This is a genomic window from Streptomyces sp. NPDC096136 (assembly GCF_044763325.1).
Lineage (GTDB): Bacteria > Actinomycetota > Actinomycetes > Streptomycetales > Streptomycetaceae > Streptomyces.
Genome location: NZ_JBIWFZ010000007.1, coordinates 13,079 through 32,496, shown reverse-complemented (window position 1 = coordinate 32,496; position 19,418 = coordinate 13,079). Strand labels below are relative to the sequence as shown.

Sequence of the window (19,418 nt, the reverse complement as noted above, 5' to 3'; positions counted from 1 at the left end):
GGTCCGTTCGGGTGAACGGTGGCCGGCGGGGCGGGCGCGGGTGTGTGGGGTGCGTGCCGGATGAACGAGGACATCCAGGTCGACGACCTGATCGACGGCGCGGCGCAGGCCGCCGGCGGCTGGCTGGGCTCCCTGCCGGTGGCGTTGGTGGCCACCAGCGCCACGGGGACGATCGTGCGCTGGAACCAGGTCGCGCAGGAGCTGCTCGGCTACGCGCCGCCGCAGATGCTCGGCCACAACATCGCCGACCTCCTCCACCCCGGATCCGACCGCAGCCTGGGCCGCTCCCTGTGGGAGACCGTGGCCACCGGCCGGGGCGTGATGGGAACGGTGACCGCCTGGCACCGCGACGGGCACCCGATGGAGCTGGAGATCTGGGCTTCGCCCGTGGCCGACCGGCAGGGGCACGGCGCCGCCACCGTCCTGGTCTTCGCCGCCGAGGCCCCCGCCGCCCGGCGCATCCGCGGCTCCTCGGCGGTCTGGGACGGCCTGTTCGCCCGCTCGCCCGTCGGCATCGCCATCCTCGACACCCAGCTGAGGTTCCTCCAGGTCAACGCCGCCCTCGAAGTCATGAACGGGCTGCCCGAGTCCGCCCACGTGGGCCGCCGCCTCGCCGAGATCCTCCCCACGGTCAACGCCCGCGACATGGAGGACGCCATGCTCCGGGTCCTGGAGACCGGCGAGCCGGTCCTCGACCTGCGCCGCGTCGGACGGACCCCGGCCGAACCCGACCACGACCGGGTGTGGTCCTGCTCCTACGTCCGGGTGGAGGACCCCGCCCACATGCCCATCGGGATCATCGCCTCCCTCGTGGACATCACCGATCAGCAGCGCGACCACGTCGAGGCGGAGGCGGGCCGGCGCCGGCTCGCCCTGCTCAGCGAGGCCAGCATCCGGATGGGCTCCAGCCTGGACCTGGAGCGCACCGCGCAGGAACTCGCCGACCTCGCCGTCCCCCGCCTCGCCGACGCCGTCACGGTCGACGTCCTGGACGCGCTGGCCCGCGGGGACGAGCCCGGCATGGGCCTCACCGGCGGCGTGGCCCTGCGGCGGCTGGGCCGGGCCCCGCTCGGCGGATCCCGGGCGACGGACATCCTCGCCCCCCTCGGCCGGACCCTCTCCTTCCCCGCGAACGCCCCCTACACCCAGGCCCTCTCCGGCCGGCAGCCCTACCTCGTGGCCACCCTCGACGAACAGTCCATCGCCTCCGCCGCCCGGCACACGACCAAGCCCGCACAACTGCTCGAGGCGGGGGTGCACTCCTTCGTGATGGCCCCCCTCGTGGCCCGGGACCGGGTCCTCGGCGTCGCGAGCTTCTACCGCCTCCGCCCGCTCGGCCCCTTCGGCGCCGAGGACGTCACCCTCGCCGTCGAACTCGCCGGCCGCGCGGCCCTCAGCATCGACAACGCCCGCCTCTACCACCGCGAGCACGAGACCGCCGTCATCCTCCAGCGCAGCATGCTGCCCCAGCACATCACCCCGCCCGCCGGCCTCTCCGTCAGCCACCGCTACCTGCCGGCGAGCGACGTCAACGAGGTCGGCGGGGACTGGTACGACGTGCTGCCCCTGGCCGGCGGCAAGGCCGGGCTGCTGATCGGCGACGTCATGGGCCACGGCATCGGCGCCGCCGCCGTCATGGGCCGGCTGTCCGCCTCCGTGCGGGCCCTCGCCCGCCTGGACCTGTCGCCCGTACGGCTGCTGCACCAGCTGGAGGCCGCCCTCGCCGATCTCGCCGAGCCGATGCTGGCCACCTTCCTCTACGTGGTCGTCGACCCCGCCGCCGGCCGCTGCACCGTCACCCGGGCCGGCCACCCGCCGCCCGCCCTCGCCCTCCCCGACGGCAGCGTCCGGATCCTCCACACCCCGCCCGGCGTCCCGCTGGGGGTCGGGGGCATCGCCTTCACCCCCGTCGAGGTCGAGGTGCCCCCGGGCAGCATCCTCGTCCTCTACACCGACGGCCTGATCGAAGCGCGCGGCAGCGACCTCGACGAGCGGCTGGCCGAGCTCACCCAGCTGCTCTCCGACCCCCAGCGCCAGCTGGACCACGTGTGCGACTCGCTGATCACCCACCTGGTCCCGGCCGCGGCGGACGACGACATCGCCCTCCTCGTCGCACGGGTCGGCAGCTAGACCGTCTCTTCTAGACCGTCTCTTTAGGATCGGGCCGGGTCAGTCCGCCTCCTCCGGACCGCCCCGCCCGCCGGCCGGGCGGCGGGTGCGCAGGGCCAGGAGCAGGCAGACCGCGGTGGCGGCGACGGCGAGCGCGGCCGGCAGCCGCGCGGAGGCGGTCCGCGCGACCGGGGCCTGGGCGGCGAGCAGGACCAGCGCGCTCGCGGCGGCGGCGGCCAGCGCCGGCGTCGCCCGGGGCGGGCCGGGCGGGGCGGTGGCGCCGGCGGTCCACGCGTCGGTGACCAGGAGGTAGGCGGGCAGCAGCGCGGCCATGCAGGCGACCAGCCAGACCGGGGGGCCGGTGGCCGCCGCGAGCGCGATCGCCGCGGCCGGCAGCACGGTGGTCCTGCGGTGGGCCGCGACGGCCCGCAGCCGCATGGAGGTCAGGACCGGGCGCGCGTCGACCAACGGGGCGGCCCACCACGCGGCCGCCGCCACGAGCACCAGCACCCCGACCGGCAGCGGCGCGCGCAGGGCGGCGGGCGGGTCGCAGGCGGCGACCACGAGGGCCGTTCCGAGCAGCCGGTCGACGGGGCGGGAGGTCAGGCGGGAGACGAGCCGGGCGCCCCGGCCGCCGGCGGAACGCGGGTCCGGCGGGGCGGACCCGGCGGGGACGGCGGTCATCGGCTCCCTCCGCGGACACGGGTCCGCAGCAGCGGCGCCAGGGCGAGGTCGAGGGTCTCGCCGGGCCGGTGGGCGACGACCGCGATGCCGCGCTCGACCAGGGCGAAGCGCATGGCGTCCCGGTCGGCGCGCCACAGCCGCAGCGCGAGCTCCCCCTCGGTGTCGCCGGGTTCCACGACCGGGTCGCCGGTGGGGACCTCGACCACGACCACCGGGTTGGCCCGCCCGCGCACCTGGTGCAGGACGTCGAAGATCCGCTGGTCGGCCAGGGGCGTGACGACGTACACCAGGGCCCCGTCGGGCAGCGCGGGAGGAGGGAGCGGGCCGAGGCCCTCCGCGCGGTGGGCGAGGTCCTTGCGGACGTCCAGCACGCTCTCGGCGATGCGGTGGAAGTACCCCTGGCCGCTGCCCGGCCGCAGCCAGCGGGTGGCCCCGCCGACCGACACGACGCCGACCCGGTCGTGGGTGCGCAGGTAGGCGCGGACCAGGCCCGCGGCGGCCCGGAAGGTCTCGTCGAGCGAGGACGCGCCCGTGACCGGGTCGACCACGTCGGCGAGGGCGTCCAGCAGCACCACGGTGTCGGCGGCGGACTCCGCCGCGAACCGGTGGACCTGGACGGCGCCGCGACGGGTGGTGGCCGGCCAGTGGATCCGGCGCTGCCGTTCGCCCGGCACGTACGGGTGCACCCCGGTGACCTCGACGCCCTCGCCGCGCCGCGCCGCGGTGTGCTCGCCGAGGCGCTGCGGCAGCCGGACCGGGACGGGCGTGAGGCCGGCGTGCCCGGGCAGCGGGAAGACGGCGATCTCGCCGAGGCCGACCCGTACGGTGCGCCGGGCCAGGCCGCCGCCGTCGTAGACGTCGACGTCGACCGTGCCCAGCGTCCAGCGGCCCCAGCGCCGTGCGGTCAGGACGAGTTCGACGTGGTGCGGGCCGACCGCGAGGTGGTCGAGGCGGACCCCGTGGCCGAGGGTGACACCGGGGTCCAGTCGGCCGCCCTCCCCGTCGTGGGACACCGCGATCCGCACCGTCACCCGCTCGCCCTCGAAGCACCGCCGCGGCTCCACCTCGGCCTCGGCCGTCACCTCCTGCGGGCGCGGCCCGCCCGAGAGGGCGAGGGCGAGCAGCACCAGGGGTGCGGCGGCGAGGGCCGGCAGCCAGGGGCGCCCGCTGACCAGTGCGGCGGCCAGCGCGACCACGGCCAGCGTGCCCAGCCGCAGCGCGCGTTCGGCGGGGCGCCATCCGGGCGGGGGCGGCGGCGGGGGCTCGGCCGTCACGTCCTGGCGGCCGCCCAGGGCCCGCCGGACGGCGGCCGCGGCCCTGCGGGCCGCCACCTGATCCGTCGTCACGGGGCGACCGGGGTGCGCGGCAGGGTCTGCGGGGCGGGCACGGCCCGGACGATCTCGCGGATCACGTCGTCCCCGTCGATCTGCCGGACCCACAGCTCCGGCTTGAGGGTGACGCGGTGGGCGAGGGCCGGCACCGCCACGGACTTGACGTCCTCCGGGGTCGCGTAGTCCCGCAGGTCCAGTACGGCGCGGGCGCGGGCGAGCTGCACCAGGGCGAGCCCGCCGCGCGGGGAGGCGCCGACCTGGACGTGCGGGTGGTCCCGGGTGGCGGCGACGAGGGCGACGACGTAGTCCAGCAGGTCGTCGTCCACCTCGACGTCCTCCACGGCGGCCCGCATGGCCAGGACCTCGCCCGGTCCGCTGAGCGTGCGCAGCACGGCCTCGGGCGCCGCCCGGTCGATCCGCGCGCGCAGCATGCAGGCTTCCTGGGGGGCCGTCAGATAGCCCATCCGCACCCGCAGCAGGAACCGGTCGAGCTGGGCCTCGGGCAGGGAGTACGTGCCCTCGTACTCGACGGGGTTGGCGGTGGCGATGACCACGAAGGGGTCTGGCAGCGCCCGGGTGCTGCCGTCGACGGACACCTGGGACTCGGCCATCGCCTCCAGCAGCGCGGCCTGGGTCTTGGGCGGAGTGCGGTTGATCTCGTCGGCGAGCAGCAGATGGGTGAAGACCGGTCCGGGACGGAAGACCATGTCGGCGCTGCGCCGGTCGTAGAACGGGGCGCCGGTGACGTCGGAGGGCAGCAGGTCGGGGGTGAACTGGACGCGGGAGAAGTCCAGTCCGAGGGCGGTGGCGAAGGAACGGGCCAGCAGCGTCTTGCCGAGCCCCGGCAGGTCCTCGATGAGGACGTGGCCCCCGGCCAGGACGCCGAGCATGACCAGGACCGGCGGTTCCGCCGCGCCGATCACGGCCGTACGGATCTCGTCGAGCACGGCCGCCGCCCGCTCGCCCGCCTGTCGGGGCGTCAGGGCGGCGTGGTCCGGGATGGGCTGCGGGCTGGTCACGATCGGATCCTCACGGGCGGGGTCGGGGTCGGGGCGGGTGTGCGCGCTGCGCGGCCGGCTGCGGCGGCGCCGGTCACAGGGCTTCCAGGCGGTCGAGCAGGGAGCGCAGGACGGGCTCGGGGAGGGTGGGCCGGGGTGGGGGCGCCCCGGGGTCGATCCACGGCCAGAGCTCGGCGCCGACCAGCGCCCGGGCCCGCTCCGGGTCCCGGTGCACCTCCACACCGTGCCGTTCGGCCAGCCGGGCCGCGAACAGCCGCTGCAACTGCGGCCGCATGACCGTGCGCAGGTGCTCCTCGCCGTCGTCCCCGAGGGTGTCGGCCACCCTGCGCCGCCACCGGCCGAGCGCCGGGGCCCGGCCGTCCAGCAGGCGCACCGGCTTGCGGTATCCGCTGTCCTGGGCGGCGCCGCCCGCGGCGTAGCGCCCCAGGACGAGCGCGACCGAGGTGAAGAGGGCGGCACCGGTGGCCGCCGCGGCGGCGCCGTCGGTCAGGGCGAGCAGTACCACGGCCGCGACGGCGACGGCCGCCAGTACGGCCAGCGAGTGCCGTACCGAACCGGGCTCCCGCAGCAAGGAGCCGGTCAGACCGCGGATCCGCGTGCGCGCCCTCACCCGGCGCCCGCCCCGGCCCCGTGCGCCTGCGGGCGCAGGCCGTGCGCGATCTCGCCGAGCGCGGCCGCCGCACGGTCGCGGTGGCCGTCGTGCATGGGGTGTGTGGAGTAGCGGGCCTCCCGGAACAGGGCGGTGAGCTCGGCGGCTGCCGTCCCCGCGGGCAGGCCGCCGTCGAGGGCCCGCTCCAGCAGGTCCTGGGGGCTGTCCGAGGCGTGCCGCGCCACGCCGGAGCCGGCGAGCGACTCCTCCATGGCGAGGTAGCAGGCGATGACGGCCGTGCGGGCGTCGGCCGCGTCCAGCAGGGCGCTGCGCCCGGAGTCGACGGCCCGGACCAGGTGGTCCTGCCCGCCGGCGGGCGTCGCGTACGTCGCCGGAGGCCCGGGCACCGCCGGACGGGTCAGGTGCCGCCACAGGCGGAGCGCGGCGCATACGAGGGCCACGGCGAGCAGGGCGATGCCGAGGCCGAGCAGGACGCGCGTCAGCCCGAGGTGCGCCCCCTGCTCACCGGGGGCGGCCCGCGGCGGGGCCGAGGGCGGCGCGGTCGGCGGGTCCTGGCCGGGGAGGGGAGGGGGCGAGGCCTCCGGGACGCCCCGCGAACCGCCGCCGGACGCGCCGAACCGGTGCAGGACCACGATGAGCAGGGGGACGACCAGTGGTACGGCCAGCAGGACGCGGCCCACACCGTCGGCCAGCCGCTGTTCCACCGGGCCGAGCGTCAGGTGGGGGCCGACCTGCTCCCGGTACCTCACGCGCAGTGCGATGCCGCAGAGGAGCGACAGCAGGGCGAGGCCGAGCACGAGGACGGGGTTGCCGCCGAGCGGCCCGCGGCCTTCGGCGAACAGGCCCGCGCCGGGGCGCAGCAGCAGTGCGGCCAGGGCCGTTGTGCCCACGACCAGGACGCTCCACGCCGCCCGTGCACCGCCGGCCGTGCCGCGCCGCCGCCCGTCGGACGTACGTTCCCGCCCCACCACCGCCCCCTCCCCCCTGGAGACCGGCAGCTTCGCACATCGGATGTCGGTGATCCATAAGGCCGACTGGCGGGTGCGGGGCCGCCGTTGCGGCCGCGGCCAGGCGGAAGGCGCTCGCCGCCCCGCCCGGGGCGGCGAGCGCCTCCGGCCAGCGTCAGTTCTTGCCGAGGAGGCCGTTCATCCGGGTGATCTCGGCGCTCTGGGAGCCGATGATCGCCGCGGCCATGTCCTTGGCGGGCTGGTACCGGCCGTCCGTCTGCTCGGTCCTGGCCATGGCGACGGCACCCTCGTGGTGCTCGACCATCAGCTGGAGGAAGGCGGTGTCGAAGGCCTTGCCGGAGGCCTTCGACAGCCGGTCCATCTCCTCGCCCGTCATCATCCCGGACATGGAGTGGCCCGCGTGGCCGCCGCCCTCCGCGGCGGGTACCTGCTCGCCCCAGGAGGCCAGCCAGCCGGACAGGGTCCGGATCTCCGGGTCCTGGGCCTTCTCGATCTCGCCGGCGAGCGCCTTGACCTCGGCCGAATCGGCGCGGGTCGCGGCGAGTCGGGCCATCTCCAGGGCCTGGCGGTGGTGCGGGACCATCCCCTGGGCGAAGGCGGTGTCGGCCGCGTTGTTCGCGCCCGAGCCCGGGGCCGTGCCCGAGGGGGCGGCGGAGGCGGAGGCCTCGTGGCCGCCGCCGTGCCCGGAGGCGTTGCCGGGCGTGCCCCCGCAGGCGGCGAGGACGAGGGCGGCGGCCGCGGTCGCGGCGAGCGCGGTGGTACGGCGGATCAGGGAGCGCTTGGCGTACATGGTGGTGCTTCTCCTGTGCTGGGACGTGTGGGAACGGCTCGGCCGGCGGGACGTGCCGGCGAGGGCCGCCCTATATGCGCAGGAGCTGCAGTTCGCTGAGGGAGGGGGGCGCGCGCCCGTGCGCCGCCGCCCCGGGCGGCGCCGCGTGGGCGGCCGCCGCCGCGGCGGGGACGCCGCCGGGGGCCGGGGCGGGGGCGGGCAGGTCCGGTGCGCCGCTGGTGCCGGGGGCCGCGCAGGTGGGGTCGGCGTGCTGCGCGTGCCCGCCGCTGCCGCCGTGGGCGGGGTCGCCCGCGCGGCCGCATCCGCAGTCGTCCGCCGCTCGGGCCCGAGCCGATGCGGCCTGCGCCGGTCCGGTCTGCGCTGATGCGGTCTGCGCTGATGCGGCCTGCGCCGATGCGGCCTGCGCCGAAGCGGTCTGCGCCGGTCCGGTCTGGGCCGATGTGGCCTGCGCCGGTCCGGTCTGCGCCGCGTGGGTGCGGGTGACCCCGGTGTGGGCGGCGGCCTCTGTGCGGGCGGCGGCTTCGGTCTGGGTCGTGGCCGGTCCGTGGGGCCCCGGGAGTCCGCCCGGACCCAGGCCGTGCATGGCCACCAGGCCCGTGAGCACGGCCAGGACGAGCAGCAGGAGCGCGGCCGGCCCGCAGGGCCTGCCCGTTCCTCCCGCTCGTGTCCTCATGCCGGGCATCGTATGCGACCCGCTCCGGCATACTCCACAGGGGTAGGGGGTATGCGCGGCCTGCTCAGACCGGCCGGCCCCGGTGCAGCTCCAGCGGGCCGCCGCCGTCGGCGAGGGCCTTGAGGCAGGCCTTGACCTGCCGCCGCAGATGGGGCTTGACCAGCCCGCGCAGTTCGCTGCGGCGTGCGGTCCGCCACTCCAGCAGCTCGCCGGGCGCCAGCCGGATCCGGGCCAGGGAGGCGGCGTCGAGCACCCCGCCGTCGTAGAGGAACCGCACCCGCGCGGGGCGGCCCGGCCGGTGGGACCAGTTGACGGCCAGGAGCCGGCCCGGTTCCAGGTCCAGGCCGATCTCCTCGCGGACCTCCCGCGCGGCGGCCGCCCGGGGCGTCTCGCCGAGGTCGCTGTCGACCCCGCCGCCGGGCAGCAGCCAGCGGCCCGGCTCGCCGTAGCCGGGCCGGACCAGCAGGATGTCGCCGTCCCCGTCGGTGAACAGCACGTTCGCCGCGGTGAGGGCCTTGGGTCGGGCGGCCAGGTGGGCCGCGGCGTCGTAGCCGCCCGCATGCTCCCGGGCCGCGCGGTCCGCCGGGTCGAATCCGGCCGGGGAGCCGGGCTGCGCGACGCCGTCGACGAGGTGCGCCAGGGAGCCCGAGTGCAGCGCGGCCAGCGCGGCGGCGAGCCGGGGCGCGAGCCGGGCGGGCAGCTGCCGCACCGCCTCCCCGGGCGGGAGCCAGCGGGCCTCGGAGACCTCGCCGTCCGGGAAGGAGAGCGCCCCGGCCCGTTCGGCGGAGAGCGGCCCCACCAGGTACACGTGGACCACGAGCGAACGCCCGAGCGCCCCGGGCGGGCAGGAGTCCACGGCGAGCAGTCGGCCGACCGGCACGGACAGGTCCAGCTCCTCCTTCAGCTCCCGGGCCAGCCCCTCCTCCGGGGTCTCGGTGTCCTCCACCGTGCCGCCCGGCAGTTCCAGGCCGTCCTTGTAGGAAGGGGTCAGCACGAGGACCCGCCCCTGCGCGTCCAGGACGATCCCGGTCGCGGCGACCAGCGGGGACGGCTGGGCGGCGTAGTAGGCGCGTACGGCCTCGGGCGAGGGTCGGTCGGGCACGGCGGCTCCTGGACTCGCGGGGCGGACGGCGGGCGGCGGGCCCGCGGCGGGCACCGCGCACCGCGGCCGCCGCCCCGCCCGCCGGCCTCAGGCCCGGGCGAGGAGCAGGCCGCCCATCGTCACCATGGTCGCCGCCACCACCCCGTCCAGCACCCTCCAGGCGCCCGGCTTCGCGAGCAGGCCGCTCAGCAGCCGGGCCCCGTAGCCCAGGGTGGAGAACCAGGTCAGGCTGGCCAGGCCGGCCCCGATCCCGAAGGCCCAGCGAAGGTCCCCCCGGTCGGCGGCGAGCGAGCCCAGCAGCAGGACGGTGTCCAGGTAGACGTGCGGGTTCAGCCAGGTCATGGCCAGGCAGGTCAGCACGGCCGCGCGGGCGGAGCCGGAGGCGGCGCCCTCGGCGGTCAGGGCCGCGCCCGGGGTCGGGCGCAGCACCCGGCGGGCGGCGAGGATCCCGTAGCAGACGAGGAATCCGCCCCCGGCGATGCCGACGGCCGTCAGGGCGGCCGGCCAGGCCGTGACGAAGGCGCCGACGCCGGCCACCCCCAGGGCGATGAGGACCGCGTCGGACACCGCGCAGATGGCGACCACCCACAGGACGGCGTGCCGGCGCGCCCCCTGCCGGAGGACGAAGGCGTTCTGCGCGCCGATGGCGACGATGAGGGACAGGCCGGTGCCGAAGCCGGCCAGGAGCGCTGCGGTGATGCCGTTGTTCATGCCCTCGACCGTAGGCACCGCGCGCCTCTCGGTACAGCTAAAGATTTTTACGTACCCTTAGCGTTCGTGATGGACGAGCTTCCCCTGGAGCAGGTGCGGACCCTGCTCGCGGTCGTGGACGAGGGCACCTTCGACGCGGCCGCCGCCGCCCTGCACGTGACGCCCTCCGCCGTCAGCCAGCGGGTCAAGGCCCTGGAGCAGCGCACCGGACGGGTGCTGCTGATGCGCACCAAACCGGTGCGGGTCACCGAGTCCGGGGAGGTGGTGGTCCGCTTCGCCCGCCAGCTGGCCCGGCTGGAGCGCGACGCGCGGGCCGAGCTCGGGATGGGGACGGCCGACGGCCGTGGGCCGGTCCGGCTGCCGATCGCGGTGAACGCCGACTCGCTCGCCACCTGGTTCCTGCCCGTGCTCTCCCGGGTCCCGCAGGACCCGCCCGTCTGCTTCGAGCTGTACCGGGAGGACGAGTCCCACACCACGGCGCTGCTGCGCGAGGGCCAGGTGATGGCCGCCGTCACCTCCTCGCCGGACCCGGTGGCGGGGTGCACCGTACGGGCCCTCGGCCTGGCCCGCTACCTGCCCGTGGCCGGCCCCGGCTTCGCCGCCCGCCACCTGACCGGGGACCTCGCCGGCGACCTGCGGGAGGCGCCGACCATCGTCTTCGACCGCCGCGACGACCTCCAGGACGCCTTCGTCCGCTCGCTCACCGGGGACGGCACGGGCGCCTCGGCCGTCCGCCACCAGGTGCCGACCTCGGAGGGCTTCCGCGACGCGGTGGCCGCCGGACTGGGCTGGGGGCTGGTGCCCGAACAGCAGGCGGAGCCCCTGCTGCGCGCCGGGACCCTCGTACGGCTCACGCCCGGGCGGACGCTCGACGTACCGCTGTACTGGCAGCAGTGGAAGCTGGACTCGCCCGCGCTGGCGGTGGTGGCCCGGCTGGTCGCCGAGACCGCCCGCGGTGCGCTCCTGCCGCCGGGGCGGCCCGGACCCGGCGGGCCCGCCGCCGGGGACCGCTCCCGCTGACCGTCCCGGGGCGGCCCCTCCCGGGATGAGGCCCGGCCGCGGGCGGCGTCTACTGGGAGGCGACGGGCCCACGCCGACCGACTGCCGGGGAGCACCGGGATGAGGAAGATCACCGCAGAGCTGTTCGTCTCGCTCGACGGCGTCGTGGAGGCGCCCGACCAGTGGCACTTCCCGTACTTCGACGACGCCATGGGCGCGGCCGTCGCCGCGGTGGTCGGGGCGGCCGACACCCTCCTCCTCGGCCGCCGGACGTACGAGGGCTTCGCCGGGGCCTGGCCGCAGAGGGAGTCCGCCGGCGGGGAGGACGCCGCCTTCGCCGCGCGGCTGGGCGACGCGCGGAAGATCGTCGTCTCGCACGGGACCCCGGACCTCGGCTGGCGCAACGCCGAGCTGCTCCGCGGGGACCTCGTCACGGGGGTCAGGGCCCTGAAGGCCGAACCCGACGGCGGGCCCGTGGTGATCAGCGGCTCGGTCTCCGTCGTCCGGCAGCTGCTGGCGGCGGGCGAGCTCGACCGGCTGCACCTGCTCGTCCACCCGCTGGCCGTCGGCCGGGGCATGCGGCTGTTCGAGGACGGCACGCCCCCGATCCCCCTGAGGCTGCTCTCCTGCGAGGCCTTCGGGACCGGGGTCCTCAACCTCTTCTACGCCCCCGCCGCGGCGCCCGGCAGCGCCGGCTACGAGGACGCCAGGACCCATCTGCCCCGGGAGGACCCCGCCTGAACGCGCTCCGCCGACCGGGTGAACCCCGATGTGATCATGCCTCTACGCTTGGCTCCGGCAGGCCGTCGACGGACGGCCGGTGAGGGAACGGAGCGGGCGGTGCCGGTGCCATCGGAGCAGGCGAACGACGGGGATCTGGTCGGCCGGGCACTCGGGGGGCGCTACCGGGTGACCGCGGTCGTCGGCCGCGGCGGCATGGGCGTGGTCGCGCGGGCGGTCGACGAACTGCTCGGCCGGGAGGTCGCCGTCAAGCTGCTGCGGGCCTACACCGACGCCAGCCCCGCCGAACTGGCCGACCTGCGCACCCGGATGCAGCGGGAGGCGCAGGCCGCCGCGCGCATCCGGCACACGGGCGTGGTCACCGTGCACGACGTGACCGAGGAGCAGGGGCTCCCGGTCATCGTGATGGAACTCGTCGACGGACCCTCGCTCGACGCGGTCGTCGAACGGCAGGGTGCTCTGGACCCGATCGAGGCCGCCGCGATCGGCGCCCAGCTGATGGACGCGCTCGACGCCGCCCACCGGGCCGGCGTCCTGCACCGGGACGTCAAGCCGGGCAACGTGCTGCTGGAACGGGGCGGCCGGGTCGTCCTCACCGACTTCGGCATCGCCAGCATGCAGGCCCCCGACGACGAGGAAATGGCGAAGCTCACCCGCAGCGGCGAGATCGTCGGCTCCCTGGACTACCTGCCGCCGGAGCGCGCCCAGGGCCGGGAGCCCGGCCCGGCCTCGGACATCTGGTCGCTCGGGATGACCCTGTACGCGGCGGTGGAGGGGGTCTCTCCGTTCCGCCGGACCTCGGTCTGGTCGACGCTCTCCGCCATCGTCGCCGAACCCCTGCCCCAGGTCCGGCGGGCGGGACCGCTCGGGCCGGTGCTCCAGGCGCTGATGGCGAAGGAACCGGAGGCCCGGCCGACCGCGGGACAGGCGCGGGCGATGCTGGAGGCGGTGGCGGCCGGTGGGGCGGGCGGTGCCGGTGGGTTCGCGGCGGCCGGGGCCGCCGGTGCCCCTTGGGCCGCCGGGGTGGCCGGTGGCGCCACCGCCACCGGGACGCACCCCGGGCAGCCGGGCGCGGCAGGGATCCCGGGGCCGGGTGGGACGGGGGCGCATCCCGTCGCGCCGGGTGCGGCCGGGGCCGCGGCTCCGGGTGCGGCCGGAGCGCGTCCTCCCGTCGCCGGGTTCGGGCCGACGCCCACGGCACCGTCCCCCGCCGCGCCCGCGTACGGCCCCGGCCCCGGAACTGCCGGAGGACCCGCCGCCGCGCCTGCCCACGGTCCCGACGCCGCGCCCGCAACCCCGTACGGCCCCGGCCCCGGTACGGCCGGCGGCCCCGGCCCCGCCGCCGCGCCCGCGTACGGCCCCGGCGCCGCCGGTGGACCCGGCGCCGTGCCCTCCGCGGGGCACGCCGCCGGTGCGCCCGCCGGGTTCGGGCCCCCGCCGGGCGCCAACGACGCCGGCTTCGGCGGCGCGGGATCCTTCGCGCACCCGCCCCACGCCCCGTCCCCCTACGCCCCGTCCCCCGCGCAGGGCGGTCCGTCGGGGCAGCCCCCGGCCGCCGCGGGGGCCCCGGCCGGGGGCCGGGCGCGGCGCGGCCGCCGGGCCGCGATCGCCGTCGCCGTGGTCGGCGTACTCGCCGCCGGAGGCGCCGCGTACGCCCTGACCTCGTCGGGCGGCGGCAAGAAGGCGCACACCACGGCCACGCCGCCGACCGCCGCCGCGTCCCCGGGGACGGGGGACCTGCCGGCCCCCGCGAGCCCGGGCCCGTCCCCCTCCCCGTCCCGGACCGGCCCCTCCGCCACGCCCTCGAAGAAGGCCGGAACGGCCTCCCCCTCCGCGTCGGCGTCCTCGGCCGCCGCCAAGCCGGGCCCCGTGCCGACGGGCTGCGCCGGCTGGACCCACAAGGACCCCAAGCCCGGCACCTACGGCTACATATCCGGCGACCACCACCTCCTGGCCGCCCCCTACCAGCAGTGCGCCCAGGGCTCCCTGGTCAAGAGCGGAACGAAGCTCTGGTACCACTGCTACATCGTCAACTCCTACGGGAACCAGTGGACGTTCGTGCGCGTGGACGGCACGAACCAGACCGGCTGGCTCTACAACCGCGACCTCACCGGCCAGAAGGGCTCGTCCCCCGCGTGTTAGCCCCCCGCCACCCCCCGGCCTAAGCTGCGCCCATGGAGTCCTACACCATCGGCCAGGCGGCCCGGCTGCTCGGCGTCAGCGTCGACACGGCCCGCCGCTGGGCCGACGCCGAGCGCTTCCCCACCCGCCGCGAGGGCACCCGCCGCATGGTCGACGGCCCGGACCTGGCCGCGTTCTGCGTGGAGGCCGCGCAGGAGGGGACCGAGGGGGAGGAGACCCCGTACACCTCGGCGCGCAACGCCTTCCCGGGCATCGTCACCGGGGTGAAGCTCGGCACCGTCGACGCCCAGGTGGAGATCCAGGCCGGCCCGCACCGCATCGTCTCCCTGCTGACCCGGGAGGCGGTGGAGGAGCTGGGCCTGGAGGTGGGCTCGCGGGCCACGGCGCGGGTGAAGTCGACCAGCGTCTTCGTCGACCGGGGCTGACCTCCGGCGGGCCCCTCGGCACGGCGGTGGCAGACTGGCCGCTGATCCGCCGAAGGGAAGTACCTCCTTGTCCATGTTCAGCAACCTGCGCCGGGCCGTGCGCCGCGGCTACCGGCGGGCCGTCGACCTCAGCCACCCGGCCCGCTCCCCGCTCGGCAGCGCCGTGGTCAACTGCGTGGTCTACCAGGACGGCATCCGCCAGGAGGGCTGCGCCGAGGTCGAGGAGGCGCTGCGCCGGGTCCGCAAGACCGGCGAGGGCTTCGTCTGGATCGGCCTGCACGAGCCCTCCCAGCTGGAGCTCGCCGGGCTCGCCGAGCTGCTCGGGCTGCACCCGCTGGCCGTCGAGGACGCCGTCCACGCCCACCAGCGGCCGAAGGTGGAGCGCTACGACGACACGCTCTTCGCCGTCTTCAAGACCGTCCGCTACGTGGAGCACGAGGAGCTGACGGCGACCAGCGAGGTGGTGGAGACCGGCGAGCTGATGGCCTTCGTCGGCGGGGACTTCGTCATCACCATCCGGCACGGCGGCCACGGCACCCTGGGTCCGGTCCGCGAGGCGCTGGAGGCCGAGCCGCAGCAGCTGGCGAAGGGCCCGGCGGCCGTCCTGCACGCCATGGCGGACCACGTGGTCGACGACTACGTGGCCGTCACCGACGCGGTGCAGAGCGACATGGACGCCGTGGAGACGGCCGTGTTCAGCGAGCACGGCGGGCGCGGCGACGCGGGCCGGATCTACCAGCTGAAGCGCGAACTGCTCGAACTGCGGCGGGCGGTGGCCCCGCTGGGGCGGCCGCTGGAACACCTCGCCACGCAGGCGATACCGGTGATCCCGCCGGAGGTCCGGGCGTACTTCCGCGACGTGGCCGACCACCTGACCCGCGCCACGGAGCAGATCTCGGCGTACGACGGGCTCCTCGACTCGATCCTCCAGGCGCACCTGGCGCAGGTGACGGTCGCCCAGAACGAGGACATGCGCAAGATCACGGCGTGGGCCGCGATCGTGGCCGTGCCGACGATGGTGTGCGGCGTGTACGGCATGAACTTCGACCACATGCCGGAACTGCACTGGACGTACGGCTACCCGGCGGTCCTCGTGGTCATGGCGGTGGCCTGCTACGTCATCCACCGCGGCTTCCGCCGCAACGGCTGGCTCTGACACCGGGCCCGGGCCGGGGCCCGGCCCGGGTGCGGACCGTCGGCTTCCGGAGGTGGCCTCCACAGGGGTGTTCTCTGCCGCCCGTATCTGGTAGGAAAGTTTCCTAACGGAACAGGAAAGGCTCAACCCCCCTACGGAGGCCTCGTGTTCACGACCCCCCGCACCCCCCTGGCCATCGGCGTGCTCCTCGGTGCCACCCTCCTCGCCACCCCGGCCGCGGCCCAGCCCGCGGCCGCGCCGCCCGCGCCGGTCACCGTCCGCGCGGCGGCCGGCCTCGACGACCCGGCGAAGAAGGACATCGCCATGCAGATCGTCTCCAGCGCCGAGAACTCCTCCCTCGACTGGAAGGCGCAGTACAAGTACATCGAGGACATAGGCGACGGCCGCGGCTACACCGCCGGCATCATCGGCTTCTGCTCCGGGACCGGCGACATGCTCGACCTCGTCGAGTACTACACGCAGGTCAAGCCCGGCAACGTGCTCGCCAAGTACCTCCCCGCCCTGCGCAAGGTCAACGGCGGCGACTCCCATGCCGGCCTCGACCCGAACTTCACCAAGGACTGGGCGAAGGCCGCCCAGGACGCCGCGTTCAAGAAGGCGCAGGACCACGAGCGCGACCGGGTCTACTTCGACCCCGCCGTCAAGCAGGGCAAGTCCGACGGCGTCGGCACCCTCGGCCAGTTCGCCTACTACGACGCCATCGTCATGCACGGCGACGGCGGCGACGCCACCAGCTTCCGCAACATCCGCAAGCGGGCCCTGTCCAAGGCCAAGCCCCCGGCCCAGGGCGGCAACGAGACCGCCTGGCTGAACGCCTTCCTCGACGCCCGCGTCTGGGCGATGAAGCAGGAGGAGGCGCACAGCGACACCAGCCGCGTCGACACCGCCCAGCGCGTCTTCCTCAAGAAGGGCAACCTCAACCTGGACACGCCGCTCGACTGGAAGGTCTACGGGGACGCGTACCACATCGGCTGACCCGGCCCGCGAGCGCCCCAACTCCCTTTGAAACCAGGGGTGCTGGCCTAATCCAGATGGCTCGAAGTGGCTTGAGCGCGTCATCGCGGGGGCATAACCCCGGCCCGGCCCCGTTTTCAGGGGAGGGGCCGCAGGTTCCGTCCCAAGGGGGGACTCGTGAACTACTACCTCGACGTCATCAAGCGGTACGCGGACTTCCAGGGCCGTGCCCGCCGCCAGGAGTACTGGATGTTCCTCCTGTGGAACATCCCGATCGTCATCGTCCTCGCGATCCTCGACTTCGCCCTCGGCAGCTACCCGGTCATCAGCTGGATCTACACCCTCGCCGTGTTCCTCCCTTCCCTGGGGCTCACGGTGCGCCGGCTGCACGACACCGGGAAGTCGGGGTGGTGGTACCTGATCAGCCTCATCCCCTTCGTCGGCTTCATCTGGATCCTCGTCCTGATGGCCACCGAGGGTGACGCCGGACCGAACGTCTACGGCGCGAACCCCAAGCAGATCGGCGCCTGACGCACCTCCCGGCACCCCGCACCGCACAGCGCCGTCACCGGCTCGTCACAGCCGGTGGCGGCGCTTTCGCGTGCGGGGTGACACGCGTCTCGCTCGGGTTGCGGCAGGGGGCTGTCCTGACCGGCCCGATCACGAGATATCTTGATGTCGAGCAATGTTGCAGACGAGAGACGCAGACTGTGGAGCGGAGCATCCGGTGACTGACTCGACCATCATCTACACGCACACTGACGAGGCCCCGGCCCTCGCGACGTATTCCTTCCTGCCTGTGGTCCAGGCCTACGCGTCGACGGCCGGTGTGAATGTCGAGACCCGTGACATCTCCCTGGCCGGTCGGATCATCGCCCTGTTCCCCGAGTACCTCGAGGAGGGGCAGCGCATCGCCGACGCCCTCGCCGAGCTCGGCGAGCTGGCGAAGACCCCTGAGGCCAACATCATCAAGCTGCCCAACATCTCGGCCTCGATCCCGCAGCTGAAGGCCGCGATCGCCGAGCTCCAGGGCCAGGGCTACGCCCTTCCGGACTACCCGGACGACCCGAAGACCGACGAGGACCGCGACGTCCGCGCCCGTTACGACAAGGTCAAGGGCAGCGCCGTCAACCCGGTCCTGCGCGAGGGCAACTCCGACCGCCGCGCCCCGGGCTCGGTGAAGAACTACGCCAAGACCCACCCGCACCGCATGGGCGCCTGGACCCCCGAGTCGAAGACGAACGTCGCCACCATGGGCGCGAACGACTTCCGCTCCACCGAGAAGTCGGCCGTCATCGCCGAGGCCGGCACCCTGCGCATCGAGCACGTCGCCGCCGACGGCGCGACCACCGTCCTGCGCGAGTCCGTACCGGTCCTCGCCGGCGAGGTCGTCGACGCGTCCGTCATGCACGTCGACGCGCTGCGCACCTTCCTGAACGACCAGATCGCGCGGGCCAAGGCCGAGGGCGTCCTGTTCTCCGTGCACCTCAAGGCCACGATGATGAAGGTCTCCGACCCGATCGTCTTCGGCCACGTGGTCCGCGCCTTCCTCCCGAAGACCTTCGCCCGCTACGGCGAGACCCTGGCCGCCGCCGGCCTGTCCCCCAACGACGGCCTCGGCACCATCCTGAACGGCCTCGGCGCCCTCGCCGACGGCGACGCGATCAAGGCCTCGATCGACGCCGAGATCGCCGAGGGCCCGGCCCTGGCGATGGTCGACTCCGACAAGGGCATCACCAACCTGCACGTGCCGTCCGACGTCATCGTCGACGCCTCGATGCCGGCCATGATCCGCACCTCCGGCCACATGTGGGGCCCGGACGGTGCCGAGGCCGACACCCTCGCCGTCCTCCCGGACAGCAGCTACGCCGGCGTCTACCAGGCCGTCGTCGAGGACTGCCGCGCCCACGGCGCGTTCGACCCGGCCACCATGGGCTCGGTGCCGAACGTCGGCCTCATGGCCCAGAAGGCCGAGGAGTACGGCAGCCACGACAAGACCTTCGAGATCGCCGCCGCGGGCACCGTCCGCGTCGTCGACGCCGCGGGCGACGTCGTCATCGAGCAGGAGGTCGCCGCCGGCGACATCTTCCGCGCCTGCCAGACCAAGGACCTGCCCATCCAGGACTGGGTCAAGCTCGCCGTCACCCGCGCCCGCGCCACCGGCGCCCCGGCCGTCTTCTGGCTCGACGAGGACCGCGCCCACGACGCGCAGCTCATCGCCAAGGTCAAGACGTACCTGGCCGACCACGACACCGACGGTCTGACCATCGAGATCCTCTCCCCGGTCGAGGCCACGAAGTTCTCCCTGGAGCGCATCCGCCGCGGCGAGGACACCATCTCGGTGACCGGCAACGTGCTGCGCGACTACCTGACCGACCTCTTCCCGATCCTGGAGCTGGGCACCAGCGCCAAGATGCTGTCGGTCGTCCCGCTGATGGCGGGCGGCGGCCTCTTCGAGACGGGCGCCGGCGGCTCCGCCCCGAAGCACGTCCAGCAGCTGGTCAAGGAGAACTACCTGCGCTGGGACTCGCTGGGCGAGTTCTTCGCGCTGGCCGCGTCCTTCGAGCACCTCTCCACCACCACGGGCAACGCCCGTGCCCAGGTGCTGGCCGACACCCTCGACCGCGCCACCGGCACGTTCCTCAACGAGGACAAGTCGCCGACCCGTCGCCTCGGCGGCATCGACAACCGCGGCAGCCACTTCTACCTCGCCCTGTACTGGGCGCAGGAGCTGGCCGGCCAGAGCGACGACGCCCAGCTGGCCGCGGCCTTCGAGCCGCTCGCCAAGACGCTGGCCGAGCAGGAGGAGGCCATCGTCTCCGAGCTCGTCGCCGTCCAGGGCTCCCCGGCCGAGATCGGCGGCTACTACCAGCCCGACCCGGCCAAGGCCGCCGCGGTCATGCGTCCGTCCGCGACGCTGAACCAGGCGCTCGCCCTCCTGGGCTGACGCCCCGGGCAGGAGCAGTGGTACGGGTCCGCCCCGGCCGGCACACCACGCCGGCCG

Annotated in this window: 18 protein-coding genes; 9 read left to right on the top strand and 9 right to left on the bottom strand. The window is 75.4% G+C overall.

The genetic code is table 11. From position 1 onward, the window contains the following. The first annotated feature begins 60 nt into the window (after positions 1-60). The gene (locus ACIRBY_RS16805; RefSeq protein ID WP_403901202.1) at positions 61-2,130 is read left to right on the top strand and encodes a SpoIIE family protein phosphatase; all 2,070 of its coding nucleotides are present in this window, start codon (positions 61-63) and stop codon (positions 2,128-2,130) included. A gap of 39 nt (positions 2,131-2,169) precedes the next feature. On the opposite strand, the gene ACIRBY_RS16800 is transcribed toward ACIRBY_RS16805, so the two are convergent. The 9 genes from ACIRBY_RS16800 to ACIRBY_RS16760 all read right to left on the bottom strand — a co-directional run bounded on the left by ACIRBY_RS16800 (position 2,170) and on the right by ACIRBY_RS16760 (position 9,997). Continuing rightward, a complete protein-coding gene (locus ACIRBY_RS16800) occupies positions 2,170-2,793 on the bottom strand; it encodes a hypothetical protein (RefSeq protein ID WP_403901200.1) in 624 nt (207 codons plus the stop codon). After that, on the bottom strand, positions 2,790-4,139 hold the full coding sequence (locus ACIRBY_RS16795) for a DUF58 domain-containing protein (protein WP_403901198.1): 1,350 nt from the start codon (positions 4,137-4,139) through the stop codon (positions 2,790-2,792). Before ACIRBY_RS16795 ends, ACIRBY_RS16800 begins: the two co-directional genes overlap by 4 nt. Next, positions 4,136-5,143, bottom strand: coding sequence for an AAA family ATPase (locus ACIRBY_RS16790; RefSeq protein ID WP_403901196.1), 1,008 nt, complete (start codon positions 5,141-5,143; stop codon positions 4,136-4,138). The genes ACIRBY_RS16795 and ACIRBY_RS16790 overlap by 4 nt, the downstream gene beginning before the upstream one ends. Positions 5,144-5,216: 73 nt before the next feature. After that, the gene (locus ACIRBY_RS16785) at positions 5,217-5,753 is read right to left on the bottom strand and encodes a hypothetical protein (RefSeq protein ID WP_403901195.1); all 537 of its coding nucleotides are present in this window, start codon (positions 5,751-5,753) and stop codon (positions 5,217-5,219) included. After that, positions 5,750-6,643, bottom strand: a complete 894-nt coding sequence (locus ACIRBY_RS16780; protein ID WP_403901194.1) for a DUF4129 domain-containing protein — start codon at positions 6,641-6,643, stop codon at positions 5,750-5,752. The genes ACIRBY_RS16785 and ACIRBY_RS16780 overlap by 4 nt, the downstream gene beginning before the upstream one ends. A 232-nt stretch (positions 6,644-6,875) precedes the next feature. After that, positions 6,876-7,511: a DUF305 domain-containing protein gene (locus ACIRBY_RS16775; RefSeq protein WP_403901192.1), complete on the bottom strand. Its 636-nt coding sequence runs from the start codon at positions 7,509-7,511 to the stop codon at positions 6,876-6,878. 70 nt (positions 7,512-7,581) lie between these two features. Continuing rightward, positions 7,582-8,184 carry a DUF6153 family protein gene (locus ACIRBY_RS16770; RefSeq protein WP_403901191.1) on the bottom strand — a complete coding sequence of 201 codons (603 nt, stop codon included), beginning with the start codon at positions 8,182-8,184 and terminating at the stop codon, positions 7,582-7,584. Between the two features lie 64 nt (positions 8,185-8,248). Further along, the gene (locus ACIRBY_RS16765; RefSeq protein WP_403901190.1) at positions 8,249-9,286 is read right to left on the bottom strand and encodes an NUDIX domain-containing protein; all 1,038 of its coding nucleotides are present in this window, start codon (positions 9,284-9,286) and stop codon (positions 8,249-8,251) included. A gap of 87 nt (positions 9,287-9,373) precedes the next feature. Continuing rightward, positions 9,374-9,997, bottom strand: coding sequence for a LysE/ArgO family amino acid transporter (locus tag ACIRBY_RS16760; protein ID WP_403901189.1), 624 nt, complete (start codon positions 9,995-9,997; stop codon positions 9,374-9,376). A gap of 69 nt (positions 9,998-10,066) precedes the next feature. Between ACIRBY_RS16760 and ACIRBY_RS16755 the strand changes: the two genes are divergently transcribed. From ACIRBY_RS16755 to ACIRBY_RS16720, 8 genes are all read left to right on the top strand, one after another. Further along, entirely contained in the window at positions 10,067-11,017 is a 951-nt protein-coding gene (locus ACIRBY_RS16755) for a LysR family transcriptional regulator ArgP (protein ID WP_403901622.1), read from the top strand. A gap of 99 nt (positions 11,018-11,116) precedes the next feature. Continuing rightward, the gene (locus tag ACIRBY_RS16750; RefSeq protein WP_403901188.1) at positions 11,117-11,737 is read left to right on the top strand and encodes a dihydrofolate reductase family protein; all 621 of its coding nucleotides are present in this window, start codon (positions 11,117-11,119) and stop codon (positions 11,735-11,737) included. 99 nt (positions 11,738-11,836) lie between these two features. After that, positions 11,837-13,879 (top strand): serine/threonine-protein kinase, encoded by a 2,043-nt coding sequence (locus tag ACIRBY_RS16745; RefSeq protein ID WP_403901187.1) that lies wholly within the window; start codon positions 11,837-11,839, stop codon positions 13,877-13,879. A 32-nt stretch (positions 13,880-13,911) separates the two neighbouring features. After that, positions 13,912-14,304, top strand: coding sequence for a TOBE domain-containing protein (locus ACIRBY_RS16740; RefSeq protein ID WP_366453408.1), 393 nt, complete (start codon positions 13,912-13,914; stop codon positions 14,302-14,304). 73 nt (positions 14,305-14,377) lie between these two features. After that, positions 14,378-15,460, top strand: coding sequence for a magnesium/cobalt transporter CorA (gene corA, locus ACIRBY_RS16735; protein WP_403901620.1), 1,083 nt, complete (start codon positions 14,378-14,380; stop codon positions 15,458-15,460). 144 nt (positions 15,461-15,604) lie between these two features. Further along, complete coding sequence (locus ACIRBY_RS16730) at positions 15,605-16,435, top strand: chitosanase (protein WP_403901185.1); 831 nt, start codon at positions 15,605-15,607, stop codon at positions 16,433-16,435. Positions 16,436-16,591: 156 nt separating this feature from the next. Then, entirely contained in the window at positions 16,592-16,945 is a 354-nt protein-coding gene (locus ACIRBY_RS16725; protein ID WP_042812421.1) for a DUF805 domain-containing protein, read from the top strand. 196 nt (positions 16,946-17,141) lie between these two features. Further along, positions 17,142-19,361 carry an NADP-dependent isocitrate dehydrogenase gene (locus ACIRBY_RS16720; RefSeq protein ID WP_403901182.1) on the top strand — a complete coding sequence of 740 codons (2,220 nt, stop codon included), beginning with the start codon at positions 17,142-17,144 and terminating at the stop codon, positions 19,359-19,361. Positions 19,362-19,418: the final 57 nt, after the last annotated feature.

What these genes read in the sequence shown, in the direction of transcription:
- ACIRBY_RS16760 (WP_403901189.1), bottom strand. Translation starts at nt 9,997, where the DNA reads ATGAACAACGGCATCACCGCAGCGCTCCTGGCCGGCTTCGGCACCGGC.
- ACIRBY_RS16775 (WP_403901192.1), bottom strand. Translation starts at nt 7,511, where the DNA reads ATGTACGCCAAGCGCTCCCTGATCCGCCGTACCACCGCGCTCGCCGCG.
- ACIRBY_RS16740 (WP_366453408.1), top strand. Translation starts at nt 13,912, where the DNA reads ATGGAGTCCTACACCATCGGCCAGGCGGCCCGGCTGCTCGGCGTCAGC.
- ACIRBY_RS16750 (WP_403901188.1), top strand. Translation starts at nt 11,117, where the DNA reads ATGAGGAAGATCACCGCAGAGCTGTTCGTCTCGCTCGACGGCGTCGTG.
- ACIRBY_RS16805 (WP_403901202.1), top strand. Translation starts at nt 61, where the DNA reads ATGAACGAGGACATCCAGGTCGACGACCTGATCGACGGCGCGGCGCAG.
- ACIRBY_RS16770 (WP_403901191.1), bottom strand. Translation starts at nt 8,184, where the DNA reads ATGAGGACACGAGCGGGAGGAACGGGCAGGCCCTGCGGGCCGGCCGCG.
- corA (WP_403901620.1), top strand. Translation starts at nt 14,378, where the DNA reads ATGTTCAGCAACCTGCGCCGGGCCGTGCGCCGCGGCTACCGGCGGGCC.
- ACIRBY_RS16800 (WP_403901200.1), bottom strand. Translation starts at nt 2,793, where the DNA reads ATGACCGCCGTCCCCGCCGGGTCCGCCCCGCCGGACCCGCGTTCCGCC.
- ACIRBY_RS16755 (WP_403901622.1), top strand. Translation starts at nt 10,067, where the DNA reads ATGGACGAGCTTCCCCTGGAGCAGGTGCGGACCCTGCTCGCGGTCGTG.